The following is a 17,804-nucleotide window of genomic DNA, read 5'->3' as shown; positions in this document are numbered from 1 at the left end:
CGGTCCGCAGCCCAAGGCGGGCGCTACCGCACGCACGAGGTTGGACAACGCCATGGCTGTCGAAGCGTCCGGCGCAGGAAGCGATCTCGTGCAAGTCGTCGCCCTGCTGGCGGCGGGGGTCGTCGCCGTGCCGCTGTTCAAGCGGCTCGGCCTCGGCTCCGTCCTCGGCTACCTCTTGGCGGGCCTGGCCATCGGTCCCTTCGGCCTCGGCCTGTTCACCGATGCCCACGCCATCCTGCACGTCGCCGAACTCGGCGTCGTGATGTTCCTCTTCATCATCGGGCTGGAGATGGAGCCCTCCCGGCTCTGGGGCATGCGCCGGGCGATTTTCGGGCTCGGCCTCGTTCAGGTCGGCGCCTGCATCGCCGCCCTCACCCTGGTCGGGATCGGCCTGGGGTTTTCAGTCACCGTGGCCTTCGTGGCCGGCACCGGCTTCGTGCTGACCTCGACCGCCATCGTCATGCAACTGCTGGAGGAGCGCCGCGCGCTCTCCACCCCGAAGGGCCAGCGGATCGTGGCGATCCTGCTGCTGGAAGACCTCGCCATCGTCCCCCTCCTCGCCATCGTGGCGCTGCTGGCGCCGGGCGGCGTCGAGGCGAGCGGGACAGAGCGCGCCGTCTCGGTCGCCATCGCCCTGGGCTCGGTCGCAGCGCTGGTGGCCGCGGGGCGCTGGCTGCTCAACCCGCTGTTCCGTCTCCTCGCCGCCGCCAAGGCGCGGGAGGTGATGACCGCGGCGGCTCTCCTGGTGGTGCTCGGCTCGGCGCTCGCCATGCAGCTCGGCGGTCTCTCCATGGCGATGGGTGCCTTCCTGGCCGGCGTGCTCCTCTCGGAGTCGAGCTTCCGCCACCAACTGGAGGCCGATGTCGAGCCGTTTCGCGGCATCCTGCTCGGCCTGTTCTTCCTCGGCGTCGGCATGTCCCTCGACCTGACCGTCATCGCGGCGAATACGGGCCTGATCCTCATGGGCGTCGCCGCCTACATGGCTGTCAAAGCCCTGCTCATCTACGGCGTCGCCCGGTTGTTGCGCGCCTCGCATGCCGAGTCGCTGGAGCGCGCGGCCCTGATGGCCCAGGGCGGCGAATTCGCCTTCGTCCTCTACGCGGCGGCCGCAAGCGCAGGCATCCTTGACGGCACGACCAACGCCGTCCTGACCGCAACCGTCATCCTTTCGATGGCGATCACGCCCCTGATGGTGATCGCCTTCGACCGCTTCGGGCCGAAGGCGGTGACCTCGACCGACGGCGTCGAGGCGCCGGAGGACCTCGTCGGGAGCGCCCTGATCGTCGGGTTCGGCCGCTTCGGGCAGATCGCCAGCCAGCCGCTGATCTCGCAGGGTTGCTCCGTCTCGATCATCGACACGAACGCCCAGAACATACGCCTTGCCGAGGGCTTCGGCTTCAAGGTCTATTACGGCGACGGCACCCGGCTCGACATCCTGCGCGCGGCGGGTGCCGAGACTGCGCGGGCGATCCTGATCTGCATCGACGACCCCGCGATGGCCAAGCACATAGCCGAACTCGCGAAGGCTGAGTTCCCCTTCGTGCCGGTTCTTGCCCGCGCCCGCGACAGGGAACATGCTGTCGCGCTCATCGAGGCAGGGGTGGCCTACCAGATCCGCGAGACAGCCGAGTCGGCCCTGGCACTGGGCGAGCAGGCGCTCCTGACGGTCGGGGCCGAGCCCGAAGTGGCGAGCGCGATCATGGAGCAGGTTCGCCGCCGCGACGCGGAGCGGCTGGATCTGGAGGTCGTGGGCGGCATCTACGCTGGTCGAGACCTGCTCCAAGGCAACATGGAAGGTTCGGCGCATAAGATAGGTTAGCACTGCAAGCGACCCGGTTTTTAGCCAGGAAGCGGACTTTCGGCATTGCGCCCATCACGGCCGTCCCAGTCACCGGGAGCCGCTTCCTAAAAGCGGACTTCGACGGCTCGGCGTGCTTCGGCTTCCCCGGAAGCCTCACAGGGCTAGCCAGGAACAGCTTCTCTGTCGCGCACGCCGTTGTCGGTGGGTACCTCTCCACGCCGCAAACCCGCCCCCATGATGCAGCTTGTCATCCCGGGACGGGATGGCGCCGCAGGAACTCGAGCAGAATGGCGTTGAACCGCTCCGGCTGCTCCTGCTGCACCCAATGCCCGGCGCCCTCGATCAGGTGAACGCCGTCCATGCGGGTGCAGGTCGTGGTGCGCATGCGCTCGATCGCGCCGGGCTTGCGGTAGGTGCCCCAATCGGCGGCGCCGGAGATGAAGCGAGACGGCACGTCGATTGAGCGGCCGGCGAACAGCTCGATCTCCGAGCGGCCGATCGGGCCGGTGTGGCAGCGGAACCAGTTGAGTCCGCCTTGGAATCCCGTGCGACCGAAGGCGGCCGTGTATGCGGCCAGGTCCGCCTCGGGCAGCCAACGGTTGGCGGCGATCTCGGCCGGCGTCGGCATGTCGGGCGCGACGGTCGCGGCCATGCCGACGCCCGCATCCATGATGTAGTAGGTCGGCAGCGTGGCGAGCTCGGCCGCGGATCCCGTGACGAGCGGGTGTGGCTGGTTGGCAGGCCAATCCGCGCTCTTCACGTGGAAGTAGGCGCGCAGGAAGTCGTGAAGGCCCTGGGGCGCGTGGAGCATGTCGGCGTTCGCCCCGGGCGTCCCGAACCAGGTCATACTGTCCTGCCTCGGGCGCGGGAGGGCCGCGAGCTGGGCGGCCAGCGACGGCGGGGGCGGCTCAGAAGGCTTCCCGGCCGTATCGAACGGGATCGCGGGCGGTCCGTCGAACGGGAAGCTCATCATCACGAGGGAACGGAACACGTCGGGCCGCACGAGCGCGCAGTAGGCGGCGATCATCGATCCGAAGTCGTGCCCCACGACCGCGGCGACCGAGCGGTGTCCCAAGGCTTCCACGACGCCGAGTGCGTCGCGGGCGTAACTATGCGTCCGGAAGGACGCGACGTCGCCGTCGTAGCGGTCATCCCACCCCGTGGTCGCGCCGTAGCCGCGCTGGTCGGGGGCGATCACGTGATAGCCGGCGGCGGCGAGCGGCAGCATCGTCCGGCGCCAACTGAAGGCGAGGTCCGGGAAACCGTGGAGCAGCAGCACTGCGGGACGCGCGGGCGTTTCGTAACCCGCCTCGAGCACGTTCACGGTCAGCCCATTGATGCCCGCGAGGCTGCGTTTCCTGATACCGCCAGGCAGCTTGATGTCCTCTCGATCTTCCGACGTCATGGCGATGGCTCCGGCGAAGGTGCGAAGGCGCGGCGACGCCTTCGCTTGGCCGATGGGCCAGGAGAGCGATGACGCGGCCGCGACACCACCCAGAACGGTCCGTCGTGTCGGTTCGGCTTGGGAAGCCGGTCGGTCCCTCATGGGGCGCTCCGGTCACGGACCGGCGACGGGCCGCGGCCCGCACCAGCCTGGACGATGCGGTCGGCGACGGTGCTGAGATCGTCCGCGACGATGTCCGGCGCGCGACCGAGCGCGACCGGCGCGTTCCCGGGCCGCAGCACGAGCGCCTTCCGGTAGCCGGCCGCGGCAGCCCCCAGCGTATCGAAGGCGTGACAGGAGACGAGCCACAGGTCGGACGGCGCGACGCCCAGCGTCGCGGCGAGGTCCGTGTAGCTCTCCAGCGCCGGCTTGTAGCGGCGGACGCGGTCGTCGATGCTGTGGAGCGCGTCGAAGAAGGCTCTGATCCCGGCATGGGTGAGTTGGGCCTCGACGGCGGCCGCGGGATTGTTGCTCAACGTGACGAGGCGATAGCCGGCGCTCTTCAGATTGGCCAGGGCCTTCGGGGTGTCGGCGTAGGTCGGCATCTCTGCCGAGAGGCGCCGCAGCTCGTCGAGATCTGCCGGAGCCACCGTGCGGCCGCTCGCCTGGGCCAGCATCCGCAGGACGGCCACGCCGACCGTGCCGGAATCGACGTAGTCGCCCGATAGGGTCAGCGCCTCGGCATAGAGGATGACGTGGTTGAACCACGTGCGCAGCGCGCTCGCATCGCCGAAGACGCGGACGAAGACCGGGGCGAGCACGCCGAAATCGAGGAGGGTCTCGTTGACGTCGAAGACGATGACCGGATCGGCCGAGGCGGCGCTCGTGTTCATGGGGCGATCCGTCGTGGATGAGGAACGCGCCGGCACGCGCAGGATCGGCACCGCGGCCAAGCCCACGACCAGCGTACGACGATCCAGCACGGTGGCGTGGGTGTGATCCGACATTCGGCCCAACCCCTTGTCGATCGCGGCCCCCGTCGATGGCGCCCGCTCGACGCGCCGGTGTAAGCCGCCGCCTCACTTGCGAAAATTCGAAATTTTTGAACAGACGATTTCACGAATTCGAACTTAAGCCCGATCAAGTGTGGCGGGGTTGCCAGCGGGACCTCGGTCATCGGCCGCGAGCACGGCAGCACGTCTCCCAGAGCGCAACGGAGGTGGCGCTCGGTTGAGACCGGGTTTCGGCGCGGGTCCTATGCCTGCCACGCGACGACGAGGGCGCCGACCTGCCGCAGCACGGCTTCCTGCTCGGGCAGCGTCATGCCCGGCGCCTCGTAATAGGCGCTCACGAGAAGCGGCGGCTTTCCGGGCCGCCTCGCGAGCGCGTAGTCGTTGCAGTAGCCGTTGCCCGTTCCGGTCCGATCACCGGCCGCCCAGTCGGCCGGGAAAGCCGCCCGCAGCCGCGACCGGCCGACCTCGTTGCCGGCCATCCAGGCCTCGAGCGTGGCGCGTGACGGTGCGCTCAGAACGTCGCCCAGGAGCAGCGCGCGGACGGTCGACACGATGGCGCGCGGCGTCGTCGTATCGAGGACGCCCGAAGGCGTGCCGGCCGCTGTCTCGTACCGGTCGAAGCGCGTGACCGCGTCGCCGAGCCCCCGCACGAAAGTGGTCAGGCGCTCCGGACCGCCGCACCGCACAAGGAGGAGGTTGGCGGCCGCGTTGTCGCTCCGATGCATGATGGCGAGGCACAGCGCCTCCACCGTCAAGCTCCCCTCGTCGAGATGCGCGCGCGTGACCGGCGAGGCCGGCAGGAGATCCGCTGTCGTGTAGGACACGCGGGCGTCAAACGCCTCCGTCCCGGCTTCGACGTCCGCCAATACTGCGGCAGCCAATACGCCCTTGAACGTGCTGAAGAGCATGAAGCGCTCGTCGGCGCGATGAGCCAAGGTCCGGCCGGAGCCCGCATCCACGGCGAAGACACCCAGCCTTCCACCCTGCCGCCGCTCGAGAGCGCCGAGCGCGTCCTCATCGGCCGCGCGGGCGATCCCTTCTGAAACAGCGAGGGCGCCGCACGCGAGAACGATCTGGCGGCGGGACATCACGGGCCTCAAGTGTCCAAGCTCCCCATCGTGTCCACCGAGCCAGCGCGTTGGCCGCAAAGGCGCACGATATTGCGAGGCACGGGCGCGCGCGATGCGTCGAAGCCGAGCGGGGCGACCGGTCAGGCATGGTAATCCGGGCGGTCGATATCCGCGATGAGGCTTCTCTCCCGCGGTTGCCAGTCGAGGGTCGACCGCGTCCGTGCGCTGGAGGCGGGCCCGTTGCCGGCCACCCACATCGCCAAGCCGCCGAAATGCGCCTCCCCCTGCTCGGGCGTGAGGGACAGGGCCGGCACGCCGACCTGCCGGCCGATCGCCTCGGCGATCAGTCGGAACGGCACGCCCTCATCCGCGACGGCGTGGTAGGCCTCGCCCCGGGCGCCGCGTTCGAGGGCACGGCGGAACACGCGCGCCGCATCGAGGCGATGCACGGACGGCCACAGGTTCTGCCCGTCGCCGACATAGGCGGAGACGCCCCTCTCGCGCGCCACGGCCGCGAGCATGGGGATGAAGCCGTGCCGCTCGCCCCGCCCGTGCACGGAGCGCGGCAGGCGCACCACGGAGGCGCGCAGCCCGCGTTCGGCCAGCAAGAAGGTCGTCTGCTCCGTCGCGCGGGGGAACGCGGGGTCGACCGGGGGCCGTGCGTCCTCGCGAAATATCTCCCCGCGGGGCAGCAGCAGGAATCCGCTGACCGATACGATGGGCCGATCGGTGCCGGCGAACAGCGCACCGAAGCTCTCGATCGCCCGCCGATCGTCCTCGGCCATCGCGGCGATCTGCGCGAGGTCGAGGCCGAACGCCAGATGGATGATGCCGTCGGCCTCTGCGGCACCGGTCCGGAGTGCGTCCGGATCCCCGATCGCGCCGATCAGCGGTGTGCCGCCCATAGCCGAGAAAGCGTCGGCCTTGTCCGTCGTGCGCACGAGCCCGGTGACCGCATGGCCCGCGTCGAGCAGCTCTCGAGCGACAGCGGACCCGACCCAGCCATTCGCTCCAGTCAGAAAGACGCGCATGCTAGATCCCTCGCCATGGCCAGCGGCTGCCCATCCGGCCTGCTGCGTCAGTGACTGACATAGCGCTGATGTCAGTCACTGACAACAAGAGGTTCGGGTCTTGGATCGCTCGGAAGATGATGTGCGCGTCCGCCTCCGGCAGGCCGCCATGGCGCTGTTCGAGGAGCGCGGGTACGAGCGGACAACGGCCGCCGCGATCGCCGCGCGCGTCGGCGTGACGGAGCGGACCTTCTTCCGGCACTTCCCGGACAAGCGGGAGGTGCTGTTCGACGGCGAGGCCGTGCTGCGAACCGCCCTCACGGCCGCCATCGCTGAGGCCCCCGGCGCGCTCGGCCCGCTCGCCACGCTGTTCTGGTCGTTCCGGTCGATCCGGTCCCTGCTCGAGAGCAACCGGCCCTTTTCCGAGCCGCGGCACGCGCTGATCGCCCGCACGCCCGCCCTTTACGAGCGCGAACTGGCCAAGACGGCCGCCTTGACCGACGCGCTGGCCGACGCGCTGCGGCTGCGCGGTGTCGCGGATCTGCGGGCGGCGCTGGCGGCCCGGACCGGGATGGCGGCCTTCGTGCACGCCGTGGTCTCCTGGCTGGAGGATCCCGAACCGGGTCTGGGCGAGCGCTTGGAGCAGACCTTCGCCGAGACGGTCGCGCTGGTCGCGGAGGCCGGGCACTGAGCAGGTCGCGGCGCGCCCACCGCGTCCGATCTCACGCAACCGGATCGAACCAGGTGCGCAACTGTTCCAGGGTGGTCTCATGGGCCAGCGGCGGCGCCACACCCTCGGGGGCCGCCATGCCGACCCGGTCGTGCCAGTACGTCGCCAGGCCCACCTGCGCCGTTCCAAAAAGGTCGTAGGCCGAGCCTGCGACGAACAGGCAGCGCTCCGGCGCGACCCCGAGCGCCTGAAGACCGAGCCGATAGGGCCGCGGATCGGGCTTGTAGAATCCGGCTTGTTCCGCCGTGACGACGGCGTCGAACGCGACCCCCACGCAATCGGCAGCGATGCGGCCCAGGCGCTCGGAGCAGTTGGTCACGACGCCGAGCCGCACGGATCGGCCCGCGAGCGCCTGCAGGGCCTCGGTCACCCCGGGCCATGGTCGGAGTTCGCCGTACCGGGCTTCCAGATCGTCCGCGACGCGGCGCGGCAGCCCCACCGCCTCGGCGGCCTCGGCCACGAGGGTCTCGTAGCGCCGGTACGCACCCGTCCGATAGGTGATCCGCAGGTATTCGGCCCGCCACCGGCGGCCGGCCTCCTCGCTGCCGGCGACCGCGTTCCACAAGGACCAGCTATCGAGGAGCGCCGTCAGGAGATCGAACAGGACGGCATCGAACCGGTGGGATGTCATGATCGTCATCTCCCTGGCCGCTTCCGGCGGACGGTGTCGCGTGGTCGGACCGTGCGCCGAGGCTTCGTCAAATCCCGGGCGCGCGGCCGGCGGAGTGGGCCGCCGGCACCCCGTGGCGGCACCAATCAGGCCGCTTCTGAGCGCGGCGTCAGGTCCGCCTCCGCGGTGATCGCTTGCAGGATCGCCGGGAAGGCCAGGTCGGCGGAAAGGTGAAGCTCGGCCGTGGTCTTGTTCTGCATCGGATGCGAGACGTAGACCGAGGCCGCGTCGAGGCCGATCGTCGCTCTCTGCGACCTGAACGCCTGCTCGAACTCGGTCGTCAGGACGCTGACGCCGGTCAGGCCGCTGATCAGCAGCAACCCCTCGACCGGCAGGACATGCGTGGCCGAGAGCGTCGCGGCGAGCACGACGAAGCCGGAGCCGGCCACCGAGCCCGAGCCCTTGGACGTCACGAGCAGGAGCAGGAGCAGGCCGAGTTGCTGGCCGAAGCTCATGTCGATGCCGTAGGCCTGCGCGATGAACAGCGACGCCATCGACAGGTAGATCGCCGTCCCGTCGGCGTTGAACGAGTAGCCCACCGGCAGCACGAGACCGACGCTCGACTTCGAGCATCCGAGGCGCTGGAGCTTGGTCATGAGGCGCGGCAGCACGCTCTCGGAGGAGCAGGTGCCGAGGACGATCAGGACCTCCGCGCCGATGTAGCGGATGAACCGGAAGAGGCTGAACCCGTAGGCGCGGGCGATCGCCCCGAGCACCACCGCGACGAACAGCGCGCAGGTCAGGTAGACGCTCAGGAGCATGTGCCCGAGGACGAGGATGGACCCGACGCCGTAGCGGCCCACCGTGAACGCCATGGCGCCGAACGCGCCCAGCGGCGCGAGGCGCATGATCAGGGCCACGAGCTGGAACAGGATGTCGTTGGCGGCCTGCGCCACCACGACGAACGGTTTCGCCCGCTCGCCGATCAGGACGGCCGCGCAGCCGAACGCGATGGCGAAGAACACGATCTGAAGGAGGTCGCCCTTGGCGAACGCCGCGACGGCGTTGTCCGGCACGATGTTCGACAGCAGATCCACCATGTACCGGTCGGCCGACGCGCTCGCGTATTTCGTGACATCGACCGCCACCGCGCCGACGCGGCTCCTGTCGAAGCCGTCACCGGGCCGCACGAGATTCACGACGATCAGGCCGATGATCAGCGCCAGCGTGGACGCGACCTCGAAATAGGGGAGCGCGCTCCCGCCGATGCGGCCGACCTTCTTGAGGTCGCTGACCTCCGCGATGCCGATGACGATCGTCAGGAAGGCGATCGGCGGGATCACCATCTTGATCAGCTTGATGAACGTGTCGCTCAGCGCCTGCAGGGAGACGGCGAAGCCGGGCCAGAGCACGCCCAGGGCCGCCCCGGCACAGAGTGCGACGATGACCTGCAGCGTCAGATTCGAGGATGTGCGTCGGATCGCGTGCAGCATGGGAACCCCCGCTCGGTGGTGTCGCGCGCCTCTGCTTCAACTGATATGCCAGTTTGCGTATTGACGTGCAATACCGCACGATTGATATTCCAATCATGCGCGAGACAGACAATCTGAGCCTCCGTGCCAAGGCACTCATCCGCGAGGCCATCGTCAGCGGCCGCTTCGCCTTCGGGGAGCGGCTGTCGGATCGGGCGCTGGCCGACGAGCTTCAGATCAGCCGGACGCCCGTGCGGGAGGCGCTCGCTCGCCTCGCGCAGGACGATCTCGTCGTGGTGCGCCCGCAGAGCGGGACCTTCGTGATGAGCCTGGATGCCGCCGACGTGCGGCGCATCTGCGAGATGCGGGCCGTGCTCGAACTCGGCGCGCTGCGCATCGCTGCCGCCCGCGATCCGGACGTTCTGGTCGCCGCCGTCTCGGTTCCCCTGTCCGGGGGCGCCCTGGCCGTGGAGGACGAGGATCTCGCACGGGCCGAGGCGATGGACGGCGCGTTCCACGAGGCTCTGATCGCGGCGGCGGACAACGCGCTGCTCACCCGGGCCTATCGCGGGATCGCCGATCAGGTCGGCGCCCTGCGCCACAGGCTGCCGCGCGAACTCGCGCGTATGCGGGCGGCCGTGGAGCAGCACCGCCGCATCATCGACCTCGCCGTGACGGGGCGGCTCTCGGAGGCCGAGACCCAGCTCTCCACGCATGTCCGCATCGTCGAGAGGCTCGCGACCGAGTTCCTCTTCCAGGACGCCAAGACCACCGGGCGATCGCGCCGTCGGTCCCATCCCGCGGAGCGCACATGACGGTCCATCGGACGAAACTCCTGATCGTCGGCGCCGGTCCGGCCGGCTACACGGCCGCGATCTACGGGGCGCGGGCGAACCTGCAGCCTCTCCTGGTGACCGGGCTTCAGCCGGGCGGACAGCTCACCATCACCACGGAGGTCGAGAACTATCCGGGCTTCGCACGCGCGATCCAGGGCCCGGACCTCGTCGAGCAGATGCGGGAGCAGGCCGAGCACGTCGGAACCCGGATCCTCTCCGACACCATCGTCTCCGTCGATCTCTCCGGGCGGCCGTTCGAGGCCGTCGGCGACAGCGGCGACACCTACCGCGCCGACACGCTCGTCGCCGCCACCGGCGCGCAGGCCCGCTGGCTCGGTCTGCCCTTCGAGTTGGCGTTCAACGGCGCGGGGGTCTCGGCCTGTGCGACCTGCGACGGCTTCTTCTACCGCGGCAAGGAGGTCGTGGTCGTAGGCGGCGGCAACACCGCCGTCGAGGAGGCGCTCTATCTCGCCAACCTCGCCGCGAAGGTGACCGTGGTCCATCGGCGCGACCGCTTCCGGGCGGAGCCGATCCTGCAGTATCGCCTGGCAGCCCATCCCAGGATCGCGGTCGTCTGGAACCACGTGGTCGAGGAGATCCTCGGCCAGGACGAGCCCGTGAAGGCGGTCACGGGCGTGCGGCTGCGCGATGTCGGGAGCGGCGACACCCGCGATCTGGCGGCCGACGGCGTCTTCGTCGCCATCGGGCACGATCCCGCGACGGCGCTCTTCCGAGGGCAGGTCGAGATGGAGGCAGGCGGCTACATCCGGATCTCCCCGTGGTCCACGAGAACCTCGGTCCCGGGATTCTTCGGGGCCGGCGACTGCGCGGAGAGCGTCTACCGACAGGCGGTCGTGGCCGCCGGGATGGGCTGCATGGCGGCCCTGGAGGCGGAGAAGTTCCTGGCCGACCACGCCGCGGATGCCGCGGTCCGGGTCGAGGAACGGAGCACGCGCGCGATGATCGGCGCCTACGTCTGATCCGGTTGCGGACCGTCGAGCCCGAAGGATTCCCCACATGGTGTCGTTCCGTCGCCGCGAAGTCGTGGCTGCCCTGGCCGGGGCGGCCGCCAGCGGCCTGATCCCAGAGCGCGCCGACGCCGCGCCCGATCCGGCAGGCGATCCGGCCGTCAGGCGCGTCAGGGCAGGCGTCCTCGATGTGGCCTATCGCGAGTCCGGCCCGCCGGACGGGCCTCCGGTGATCCTGCTCCACGGCTTCCCATACGACGTCCATGCCTACGCGGCGGTCGCGCCCGTTCTGACGAAGGCGGGCCGGCGCGTGATCGTACCCTACCTGCGCGGCTACGGACCGACCCGGTTCATAGAGGCCGCCACCCCGCGGGTCGGCCAGCAGGCTGCACTGGGCACCGACCTCCTCGCCCTCCTCGACGCGCTCGGCCTGCGGAGGGCGACGCTCGCCGGCTTCGACTGGGGCGCCCGCGCGGCGTGCGTGGTGGCGGCCCTGTACCCCGAGCGGGTCAGTGGCCTCGTGAGCAGCGGCGGCCCCGGCTACAACATCCAGAATCGCGCGGACTTCCTGAAGCCGCGTGACGCTGCGTTCGAGCGCCGTCATTGGTTCTACTGGTATCTGAACGCGCAGCGCGGCCGAGCAGCCTTCTCGAACGATCCCGCCGGCTTCTGCCGCTATCTGTGGCATGACTTCTCGCCGACTTGGAACTTCGACGATGCGACCTTCATGCGGACCGCCGCGGCGTTCGAGAACCCCGATTTCGTGACAGTGGCGCTGCACTCCTACCGCTTCCGCATCGGCGAGGTGCCAGGCGATCCCGCACTGGAGCCGATCGAGCGGCAGCTTTCCGCCAGTCCGCGGATCACGGTCCCGACGATCGTGCTCGAAGGCGCCGATGAAGGCGTCGATCCGCCGGAACCTCCGGGGACGGCAGCCCCGCACTTCACGCAGCTGCGCCGCACGACGGTGCTGAATGGTGTCGGCCACAACGCGCCCCAGGAGGCGCCGGACCTGTTCGCCGCCGCCATTCTGGACCTCGACCGCTGACCGCGCCGAGACCGGCATTGGCCCGAGTCAGTCTCCGCTCGGCTCCTCCGGCGGATGTCGCCCCTACTATGATCCTGAGCGCAGCGACGTGGTCGAGTGATCGTGGCGCGACCTCGGAGCGTTGCGCTCCGCGCGCCGGGATGACGGTGCCCGCAGAGGGGTGGGCGCGGCACCCTGTGCCGGCTCAGGCGCGGGCCAGGGCAGCCTCGAACTCCGCGTCTGGCAAATGCGCCCCGCCGGTGGTCCAGACCACGTGAGTGGCCTTCGGAGTCGTCGGCGGCGCTTCGGCCAGGAACCGGCCGAGGGCGGCGAAGCCGGAGGCCGCGGAGGGTTCGAGGCGCAGCCCCGCGCCGGTCCAGAGCGCCCGCAGCCAGTGGAACAGTTCCGCGTCGGGAACGGTCACCACCGCATCGATGAGCGCTCCGACGGTCCGGGCGACCAGCAGGGAGGCGCTCGCCACTGCCAGCCCATCGGCCGCGGTCCGGTTGTCGAGCCCGGCCTCGTAGACGCTGACGGACCGGTCGAGCCCGGCCGCGAGCTGCACGAGCATGCAGGGCGAGGCCACCGGCTCCACGAAGACCGGCCGCACCGCGTCGCCGAACAGCAGCGTCAGGCCGAAGGCCACGCCGCCCGGCGCGCCGCCGACGCCGCAGGGGAGGTAGACGTAGAGCGGATGCGCCGCATCGACCGCGATCCCGGCCGCCGCGAGCTGGCGCTGAAGGTCGAGCGCCGCCGCCGCGTAGCCGAGGAACAGGTCGACCGAATCCTCGTCATCGACGAAATGCGCGGCGGCGCGATCCCGGAAGGCGTCCCGCGCCGCCGCCACCGCGCGCCCGTAATCGCCCGGATGCTCGACCACAAGCGCACCGAGATCGCGGAGGCGCTGCTTCTTCCAGGCCTTGGCGTCGTGGGACATGTGCACCTCGACCTGGAAGCCGAGGGCGCGGCCCATCACGCCGACGCTGAAGCCGAGGTTACCGGTGCTGCCGACCGCGATCGTGTGCCGGGCAAAAAGATCGCGGAAGGCGCCGGATGCAAAGGCCGCGTAGGACAGGCCGGGCCGCAGGAGCCCTGCCGCCGCCGCCAGCGTCTCGGCATAGGTCAGGACCTCGTAGACGCCGCCGCGTGCCTTGATGCAGCCGGTGACCGGCAGGTCGTGGTCGGCCTTGACCCAGACCGAACCGGGCGCGTCGCCGAGCACGGTTCGGGCGAGATCGGACGCGACGGGCAGCAACGGCGAGTCGATCCGGCCGTCTTCCGTGCCCTCGAACAGCTCGGCCAAGAGCGGATCGAAGCGCCGCCAGCGCGCCTCCGCACCGTGCATGTCCGCCTCGGAGAACGCCGACCCGGCCAGCACCGAAGCGGCATCCCTCCGGTGCGGATTGCGCCAGACGATCGGTTCGGCTCGCCGTACGGCCGCGGGGATCGCGTCATCGCCGGAGGTCTCGCGCGGCAGGGTGACGGTCATGGCATCCTCGTGGGCGGTTGTCGGTCGCGCGGGCAGTCCCCGATGGTCCTGCCACGGATCGTTCGCCGCAACGCCCCTCTTCCGGGGCTCAGCGGCCGCCCCGGTCGCCGCGATGCACCACGAGCGGACCGAAGGCTTGGCTGACCGGCATGAGCTCGATAACGTTGATGTTCACGCGGGCGGGGCGGGTGGCGGCCCAGAACACCGTGTCCGCAACGTCCTCGGGCGTGAGCGCGTCGGCGCCGTCGTAGACGCCCGCGGCACGGGCATCGTCGCCGCGGAACCGCACGTTGGAGAACTCGGTGCCGCCGACGAGGCCCGGATCGATCTCCGTGACGCGCACGCGCGTGCCGACGAGATCGGCGCGCAGGTTGAGCGAGAGTTGCCGGACGAACGCCTTCGTGGCCCCGTAGACGTTGCCGCCGGGGTAAGGGTAGCTCGCCGCCGTCGATCCGATGTTGACGACGTGGCCGGTGTCGCGCGCGACCATCCCCGGTAGCACCGCGCGGGTCACGTACATCAAGCCCTTGACGTTGGTGTCGACCATCGCCTCCCAGCCGTCGAGGTCCGCCGCCTGCGCGGGTTCGAGCCCGACGGCGAGGCCGGCATTGTTGACCAGCACCTCGATGTCGGCGAAGGCTGCCGGGAGGCCGGCGACCGCGTCCGCCACCGCGTGCCTGTCCCGGACGTCGAGTTCGAGGGCGTGGACCGCCTCGCCGCCGAGTTCATCGACCAGCGCCTGGAGCCGCTCGCGGCGCCGTCCGGCCGCGACGACCTGCCGGCCGGCCTGCGCGAAGCGCCGCGCGATCGCGAGACCGAAGCCCGAAGTCGCGCCGGTGACGAGAATGCTCATGTCGATCTCCTGCCCGTGCTAGGTCTGTCAGGCTGCGTCGTCCTTCACGTAGGACGCAAGGCCGTTGCCGAAGGACCACTCGTCGCGCGCGTTGGGCGAGAGGACGATCAGCACGTCCTCCGGGCGCAGACCGGGATTCGCCACGAGGTTGTCGGTGATCGCCCGATACAGCCCCTTTTTCTGCGGCGTGTCGCGCCAGTTCCCGGCCACGATGTTGATGATCACGAGATCGTCGGTGCGGTGAAGCCCGAGATAGTCGGAATCGTAGATCAGTTCGTCCGGCGCGTGCTGGTGGATGAGCTGGAAGCGATCGTCGATCGGCGCACCATAGGCCTCCATCAGGCCGCGATGGACGCCCTCCGATATCGCGCGGATATGCTCCGGTGACTTGCCCTTGATCAGCGAAATACGAACGAGAGGCATGGAAGTGGTGTCCTTGACAGGTGCGATCGGGTCCCGAACGTCTTGACGCGACCGGTCTATCGCGGCACCATCGTTCTGAAAATTTGAAACTACCGAACAATAGTATCGACAAGATCGAACGATGACGATCCGCACCAACCTCGACATGGACGTGCTCCGGACCTTCGTGACCGGGTTCGAACTCGGCAGCTTCGCCCGGGCGGCCGAGCGCCTGGGGCGGTCGCAATCGGCCGTGAGCACGCAGCTCCGGAAGCTGGAGGAGCAGGTCGGGCAGCCGCTCGTGCAGAAGGCCGGGCGCGGCCTCGCCCTGACGCCCGCCGGCGAGAGCATGCTCGGCTACGCGAAGCGGCTGCTGGATCTCAACGACGAGGCGGTCGACCGTCTTCGCGGTACGGAACTCGAAGGCTGGGCGCGGCTCGGCCTTGTACAGGACTTCGCCGAGAGCTGGCTCCCAGCGGTGCTGAAACGCTTCTCCCGGGCCTATCCGCGGGTGCGCATCGAGGTCCAGGTCGGCCTCGGCGCGCAGCTCGTCGAGAAGACACTGAAGGGCGAACTCGACGTCGCGCTGGTCTGGGGAGACAGCGGCGACGCCCCCCATGCCCAGCGGGTCGCCACGGTGCCGATCCACTGGATCGGTCAGCCCGATTGGCCGGGCCTCGCCAGCCTCGGCCGCGAGCCCCTGCCGTTTGCCGCCTTCGTGCCGCCATGCACGTTCCGGTCCGCGGCTGTCGCCGCTCTGGACGGACGCGGCCTGCCCTGGCGTCTGGTGTTCACGAGCCCCAGCCTCTCGGGTCTCTGGGCTGCGGCCGAGGGTGGGCTCGGCATCACCGCGCGGACAGCCGTAAGTCTGCCGAAGACGCTGAGCGTGCTCGACCCGGCCGAGACAGGGCTGCCGGCCCTTCCGTGCGCGCCGCTCACCCTCCATCAGGCGGAAGCCGACCTGTCGCCGGCCGTCGCACGGCTCACGGATATCCTGCTCGAGACCATCCGGGAGCACGTCGCGTAGAGCGCGGAGCACAGGGACTCCGTTGCTGCTACCCGTCGAACACCGTCCCTCCCTCGGTCCAGCGCGAACAAACCCGACAGCATCAACGGACGGGTGGCGCCTCGATCATTCGATTTCTCGCAACTCTTGATCCTGTATTTTCAAATTTTCCAATCATGGCCCGCCAATAGGACCTTCGTGCGGATTGCCGCTGGGGCGGTGGCGAACGGTAAGGAGGAGGTGAACGGCGTCGTCAGCCACCCGCCGAAATCCTCGTAGCCCAGCGTCTCGAGCTCAGGCCCGATCCGCATCGGCAGGGCGTTCTCGACGAGCGCGAAGATGCGCCCGGCATGGGCCACGAGGCTGGTCTTGGCGACGCTGCCGCGCAGGTCGAGCGGATTGCGGGAGGCGCGGCCCTCGAAGCGCGGGGTGCGCACCCAGCGGTTGCGGTACCAGTCCGCGCGGCCCTCGCGCAGGGCGACGCCGTGGATCATGCCGTCGCCGAGGAACCAGTGCCCGGAATGGCCGTCGCGCGGGTTGGCGCCGTTGCGGGCGTAGAGGCCGCAGAGCTCGGGCGGGACCGCGCCCTCCACCTCCAGGGCGAAGCTGGTGATCTCCTCCTGGACGGGGGCGAAGTTGCCGTCGAGCCAGTAGGGCATCGCCTCGATCTCGGGCATCGGCCGCTCCGGGGTGTGCTGCTCGTCCACCGGCGGGCGTGAGGCGGGGCCGCGGGTCGAGCGGATGCGAACGGGCGTCTCGTGCGCGTGTGCGAACCGGGCTGCGGTCAGCCGGCGCCCGCACGCCCGGAACACCGTCGCTCGGGATCGGAGATATGGGTCGGCGCGTCGGCTTGGCGAGCGTCGAGAAAAGGTATGTCTGTCGGTCTGGAGACCGGGCTGATCGTCGCCAAGCGGCGGCACCGACGGCGCTCGGCGCGTCGTGCGATCAGAACCTAAGTTTCACCAGGAAACCCTGGTGGTGCGGGCAGTCACGATCGAACCCGTCTCCGGTCTTATTTTCCCTGTCGATGCGGAAATTACAGGGAAACGCTTCGGATATTGGACGCTTTCAACCCTCGCCAACGCGGCTAGAGCCGTTTCCGTTCATGTAGCGACGGCCGAGTCGTCCTCGTAACCGGCTGCGGCGAGGTAGTTGCGACATTCCTGCGCTGTGAAGCGGGCGAAGGCCTTGCGGATCTCGGCCCGTAGGTCGGTGATGCTACGCGCGGCGGCGGCGCGCAGCAGCGCCTTGAGCTTGGCAAAGGCTTGTTCGATCGGGTTGAAGTCCGGCGAGTAGGGCGGGAGGTAGAGGATCCGCGCGCCAGCCGCCTCGATCGCCTCGCGCACGCCGGCGACCTTGTGAGCGCGCAGGTTGTCGAGGATGACGATGTCGCCCGGCTTCAGCACCGGGATCAGGGTGTCGGTGACGTAGGCCAGGAAGCGGGTGCCGTTGGTGGCGCCGTCGAACAGCGTGACGGCGGTGGGACCGCTGGTGCGCAGCGCAGCGGTGACGGTGGTGGTCTTGTCGTGTCCGTGCGGCTTGGCCATCCGGCAGCGATGACCGCGCGGCGCCCGGCCATAGCGGCGGGCCATCTTCGTGTTGGTGGCCGTCTCGTCGATGAACACCAGCGTGTCGGGATCGAGATTGGGCTGCGCCTCGAACCAGTCCTGGCGGGCCGCTCTCACGTCCGGTCGCGCCTGCTCGGCGGCGTGGACCGCCCCTTTTTACGGGTGATCCGATGCCGCCGGAAGAAGCGCCACAGCCCGCTCGTGCTGGTGGGCACGCCGTGCCCGGCCAGGGCGTCGCGCAGTTCGTGCAGGAACAGGTCCGGCCGCTCCTCGTAGGTCGCCAGGATCAGCCCGGCATGCGCCTCGATGCGGTGCGAGGTATGGTCGCCACCCGACGGCCTGGCGGCGACGTGGCCGTCCTGGCGGAAGCGCTCCGACCAGCGGCAGGCGCTCGATACGCTGACCCCGAAGCGCGCGGCAACCTGATGGCAGGACGCTCCCTCGGCCACGGCCGCCACGACGCGCTCGCGCAGATCCAGGGACAACGGTGAAGGCATCAGCGGCTCCTTCACACGGCAACGCCGCAAACAGTCCCACGTCGCAACCTGCTCGGAAATAGCTCTAG

17 protein-coding genes are annotated in these 17,804 nt (G+C 69.7%); 6 read left to right on the top strand and 11 right to left on the bottom strand.

Annotated features, from left to right (window positions below; genetic code table 11):
* Positions 1–52 precede the first annotated feature (52 nt).
* Positions 53–1,819, top strand: coding sequence for a monovalent cation:proton antiporter-2 (CPA2) family protein (locus Q8W71_RS21455; RefSeq protein WP_305527445.1), 1,767 nt, complete (start codon positions 53–55; stop codon positions 1,817–1,819).
* 229 nt (positions 1,820–2,048) lie between these two features.
* On the opposite strand, the gene Q8W71_RS21450 is transcribed toward Q8W71_RS21455, so the two are convergent.
* The 4 genes from Q8W71_RS21450 to Q8W71_RS21435 all read right to left on the bottom strand — a co-directional run bounded on the left by Q8W71_RS21450 (position 2,049) and on the right by Q8W71_RS21435 (position 6,299).
* Positions 2,049–3,206 carry an alpha/beta fold hydrolase gene (locus Q8W71_RS21450; RefSeq protein WP_305527444.1) on the bottom strand — a complete coding sequence of 386 codons (1,158 nt, stop codon included), beginning with the start codon at positions 3,204–3,206 and terminating at the stop codon, positions 2,049–2,051.
* 137 nt (positions 3,207–3,343) lie between these two features.
* Complete coding sequence (locus Q8W71_RS21445; RefSeq protein ID WP_305527443.1) at positions 3,344–4,078, bottom strand: haloacid dehalogenase type II; 735 nt, start codon at positions 4,076–4,078, stop codon at positions 3,344–3,346.
* 362 nt (positions 4,079–4,440) lie between these two features.
* A complete protein-coding gene (gene bla / locus Q8W71_RS21440; RefSeq protein WP_305527442.1) occupies positions 4,441–5,286 on the bottom strand; it encodes a class A beta-lactamase in 846 nt (281 codons plus the stop codon).
* A 122-nt stretch (positions 5,287–5,408) separates the two neighbouring features.
* Complete coding sequence (locus tag Q8W71_RS21435) at positions 5,409–6,299, bottom strand: SDR family oxidoreductase (protein WP_305527441.1); 891 nt, start codon at positions 6,297–6,299, stop codon at positions 5,409–5,411.
* A gap of 121 nt (positions 6,300–6,420) precedes the next feature.
* On the opposite strand from Q8W71_RS21435, the gene Q8W71_RS21430 reads away from it, so the two are divergent.
* Positions 6,421–6,969, top strand: coding sequence for a TetR/AcrR family transcriptional regulator (locus tag Q8W71_RS21430; protein ID WP_305527440.1), 549 nt, complete (start codon positions 6,421–6,423; stop codon positions 6,967–6,969).
* 31 nt (positions 6,970–7,000) lie between these two features.
* Here Q8W71_RS21430 and Q8W71_RS21425 read toward each other — a convergent pair whose 3' ends face one another.
* Positions 7,001–7,639: an HAD family hydrolase gene (locus Q8W71_RS21425; RefSeq protein WP_305527439.1), complete on the bottom strand. Its 639-nt coding sequence runs from the start codon at positions 7,637–7,639 to the stop codon at positions 7,001–7,003.
* A gap of 125 nt (positions 7,640–7,764) precedes the next feature.
* On the bottom strand, positions 7,765–9,111 hold the full coding sequence (locus Q8W71_RS21420) for a cation:dicarboxylate symporter family transporter (protein ID WP_305527438.1): 1,347 nt from the start codon (positions 9,109–9,111) through the stop codon (positions 7,765–7,767).
* A 95-nt stretch (positions 9,112–9,206) separates the two neighbouring features.
* Here Q8W71_RS21420 and Q8W71_RS21415 point away from each other — a divergent pair, with 95 nt between their 5' ends.
* From Q8W71_RS21415 to Q8W71_RS21405, 3 genes are read left to right on the top strand one after another with little or no spacing between them, the layout of a single operon-like run.
* Entirely contained in the window at positions 9,207–9,905 is a 699-nt protein-coding gene (locus Q8W71_RS21415; protein WP_305527437.1) for a GntR family transcriptional regulator, read from the top strand.
* Complete coding sequence (gene trxB / locus Q8W71_RS21410) at positions 9,902–10,906, top strand: thioredoxin-disulfide reductase (RefSeq protein WP_305527436.1); 1,005 nt, start codon at positions 9,902–9,904, stop codon at positions 10,904–10,906. Before Q8W71_RS21415 ends, trxB begins: the two co-directional genes overlap by 4 nt.
* A 37-nt stretch (positions 10,907–10,943) precedes the next feature.
* Positions 10,944–11,942 carry an alpha/beta fold hydrolase gene (locus tag Q8W71_RS21405; protein WP_305527435.1) on the top strand — a complete coding sequence of 333 codons (999 nt, stop codon included), beginning with the start codon at positions 10,944–10,946 and terminating at the stop codon, positions 11,940–11,942.
* A 184-nt stretch (positions 11,943–12,126) separates the two neighbouring features.
* Here Q8W71_RS21405 and Q8W71_RS21400 read toward each other — a convergent pair whose 3' ends face one another.
* From Q8W71_RS21400 to Q8W71_RS21390, 3 genes are all read right to left on the bottom strand, one after another.
* Entirely contained in the window at positions 12,127–13,410 is a 1,284-nt protein-coding gene (locus tag Q8W71_RS21400) for a D-serine ammonia-lyase (protein ID WP_305527434.1), read from the bottom strand.
* 88 nt (positions 13,411–13,498) lie between these two features.
* On the bottom strand, positions 13,499–14,263 hold the full coding sequence (locus Q8W71_RS21395) for an SDR family NAD(P)-dependent oxidoreductase (RefSeq protein WP_305527433.1): 765 nt from the start codon (positions 14,261–14,263) through the stop codon (positions 13,499–13,501).
* A gap of 27 nt (positions 14,264–14,290) precedes the next feature.
* On the bottom strand, positions 14,291–14,686 hold the full coding sequence (locus Q8W71_RS21390; RefSeq protein ID WP_305527432.1) for a tautomerase family protein: 396 nt from the start codon (positions 14,684–14,686) through the stop codon (positions 14,291–14,293).
* Between the two features lie 121 nt (positions 14,687–14,807).
* On the opposite strand from Q8W71_RS21390, the gene Q8W71_RS21385 reads away from it, so the two are divergent.
* The gene (locus tag Q8W71_RS21385; RefSeq protein ID WP_305527431.1) at positions 14,808–15,692 is read left to right on the top strand and encodes a LysR substrate-binding domain-containing protein; all 885 of its coding nucleotides are present in this window, start codon (positions 14,808–14,810) and stop codon (positions 15,690–15,692) included.
* Positions 15,693–15,832: 140 nt separating this feature from the next.
* Here Q8W71_RS21385 and Q8W71_RS21380 read toward each other — a convergent pair whose 3' ends face one another.
* Entirely contained in the window at positions 15,833–16,348 is a 516-nt protein-coding gene (locus Q8W71_RS21380; protein WP_305527430.1) for a carotenoid oxygenase family protein, read from the bottom strand.
* A 426-nt stretch (positions 16,349–16,774) separates the two neighbouring features.
* Positions 16,775–17,736 (bottom strand): IS630 family transposase gene (locus Q8W71_RS21375; protein ID WP_305527429.1). Its coding sequence is split into 2 segments (ribosomal slippage): positions 16,775–17,388 and positions 17,388–17,736, totalling 963 coding nucleotides; the frame shifts between segments, so codons are not numbered across the junction.
* Between the last annotated feature and the right edge of the window lie 68 nt (positions 17,737–17,804).

It is taken from the genome of Methylobacterium amylolyticum, from assembly GCF_030700245.1.
In the GTDB taxonomy this organism is placed as follows: domain Bacteria; phylum Pseudomonadota; class Alphaproteobacteria; order Rhizobiales; family Beijerinckiaceae; genus Methylobacterium.
This window is presented reverse-complemented; position numbering and strand designations above follow the sequence as displayed.

Bases quoted from the DNA above. Each gene is read 5' to 3' on its own strand.
- Q8W71_RS21455 (WP_305527445.1), top strand. From the start codon at position 53: ATGGCTGTCGAAGCGTCCGGCGCAGGAAGCGATCTCGTGCAAGTCGTC.
- Q8W71_RS21450 (WP_305527444.1), bottom strand. From the start codon at position 3,206: ATGACGTCGGAAGATCGAGAGGACATCAAGCTGCCTGGCGGTATCAGG.
- Q8W71_RS21445 (WP_305527443.1), bottom strand. From the start codon at position 4,078: ATGAACACGAGCGCCGCCTCGGCCGATCCGGTCATCGTCTTCGACGTC.
- bla (WP_305527442.1), bottom strand. From the start codon at position 5,286: ATGTCCCGCCGCCAGATCGTTCTCGCGTGCGGCGCCCTCGCTGTTTCA.
- Q8W71_RS21435 (WP_305527441.1), bottom strand. From the start codon at position 6,299: ATGCGCGTCTTTCTGACTGGAGCGAATGGCTGGGTCGGGTCCGCTGTC.
- Q8W71_RS21425 (WP_305527439.1), bottom strand. From the start codon at position 7,639: ATGACATCCCACCGGTTCGATGCCGTCCTGTTCGATCTCCTGACGGCG.
- Q8W71_RS21420 (WP_305527438.1), bottom strand. From the start codon at position 9,111: ATGCTGCACGCGATCCGACGCACATCCTCGAATCTGACGCTGCAGGTC.
- Q8W71_RS21415 (WP_305527437.1), top strand. From the start codon at position 9,207: ATGCGCGAGACAGACAATCTGAGCCTCCGTGCCAAGGCACTCATCCGC.
- trxB (WP_305527436.1), top strand. From the start codon at position 9,902: ATGACGGTCCATCGGACGAAACTCCTGATCGTCGGCGCCGGTCCGGCC.
- Q8W71_RS21405 (WP_305527435.1), top strand. From the start codon at position 10,944: ATGGTGTCGTTCCGTCGCCGCGAAGTCGTGGCTGCCCTGGCCGGGGCG.
- Q8W71_RS21400 (WP_305527434.1), bottom strand. From the start codon at position 13,410: ATGACCGTCACCCTGCCGCGCGAGACCTCCGGCGATGACGCGATCCCC.
- Q8W71_RS21395 (WP_305527433.1), bottom strand. From the start codon at position 14,263: ATGAGCATTCTCGTCACCGGCGCGACTTCGGGCTTCGGTCTCGCGATC.
- Q8W71_RS21390 (WP_305527432.1), bottom strand. From the start codon at position 14,686: ATGCCTCTCGTTCGTATTTCGCTGATCAAGGGCAAGTCACCGGAGCAT.
- Q8W71_RS21385 (WP_305527431.1), top strand. From the start codon at position 14,808: ATGACGATCCGCACCAACCTCGACATGGACGTGCTCCGGACCTTCGTG.
- Q8W71_RS21380 (WP_305527430.1), bottom strand. From the start codon at position 16,348: ATGCCCGAGATCGAGGCGATGCCCTACTGGCTCGACGGCAACTTCGCC.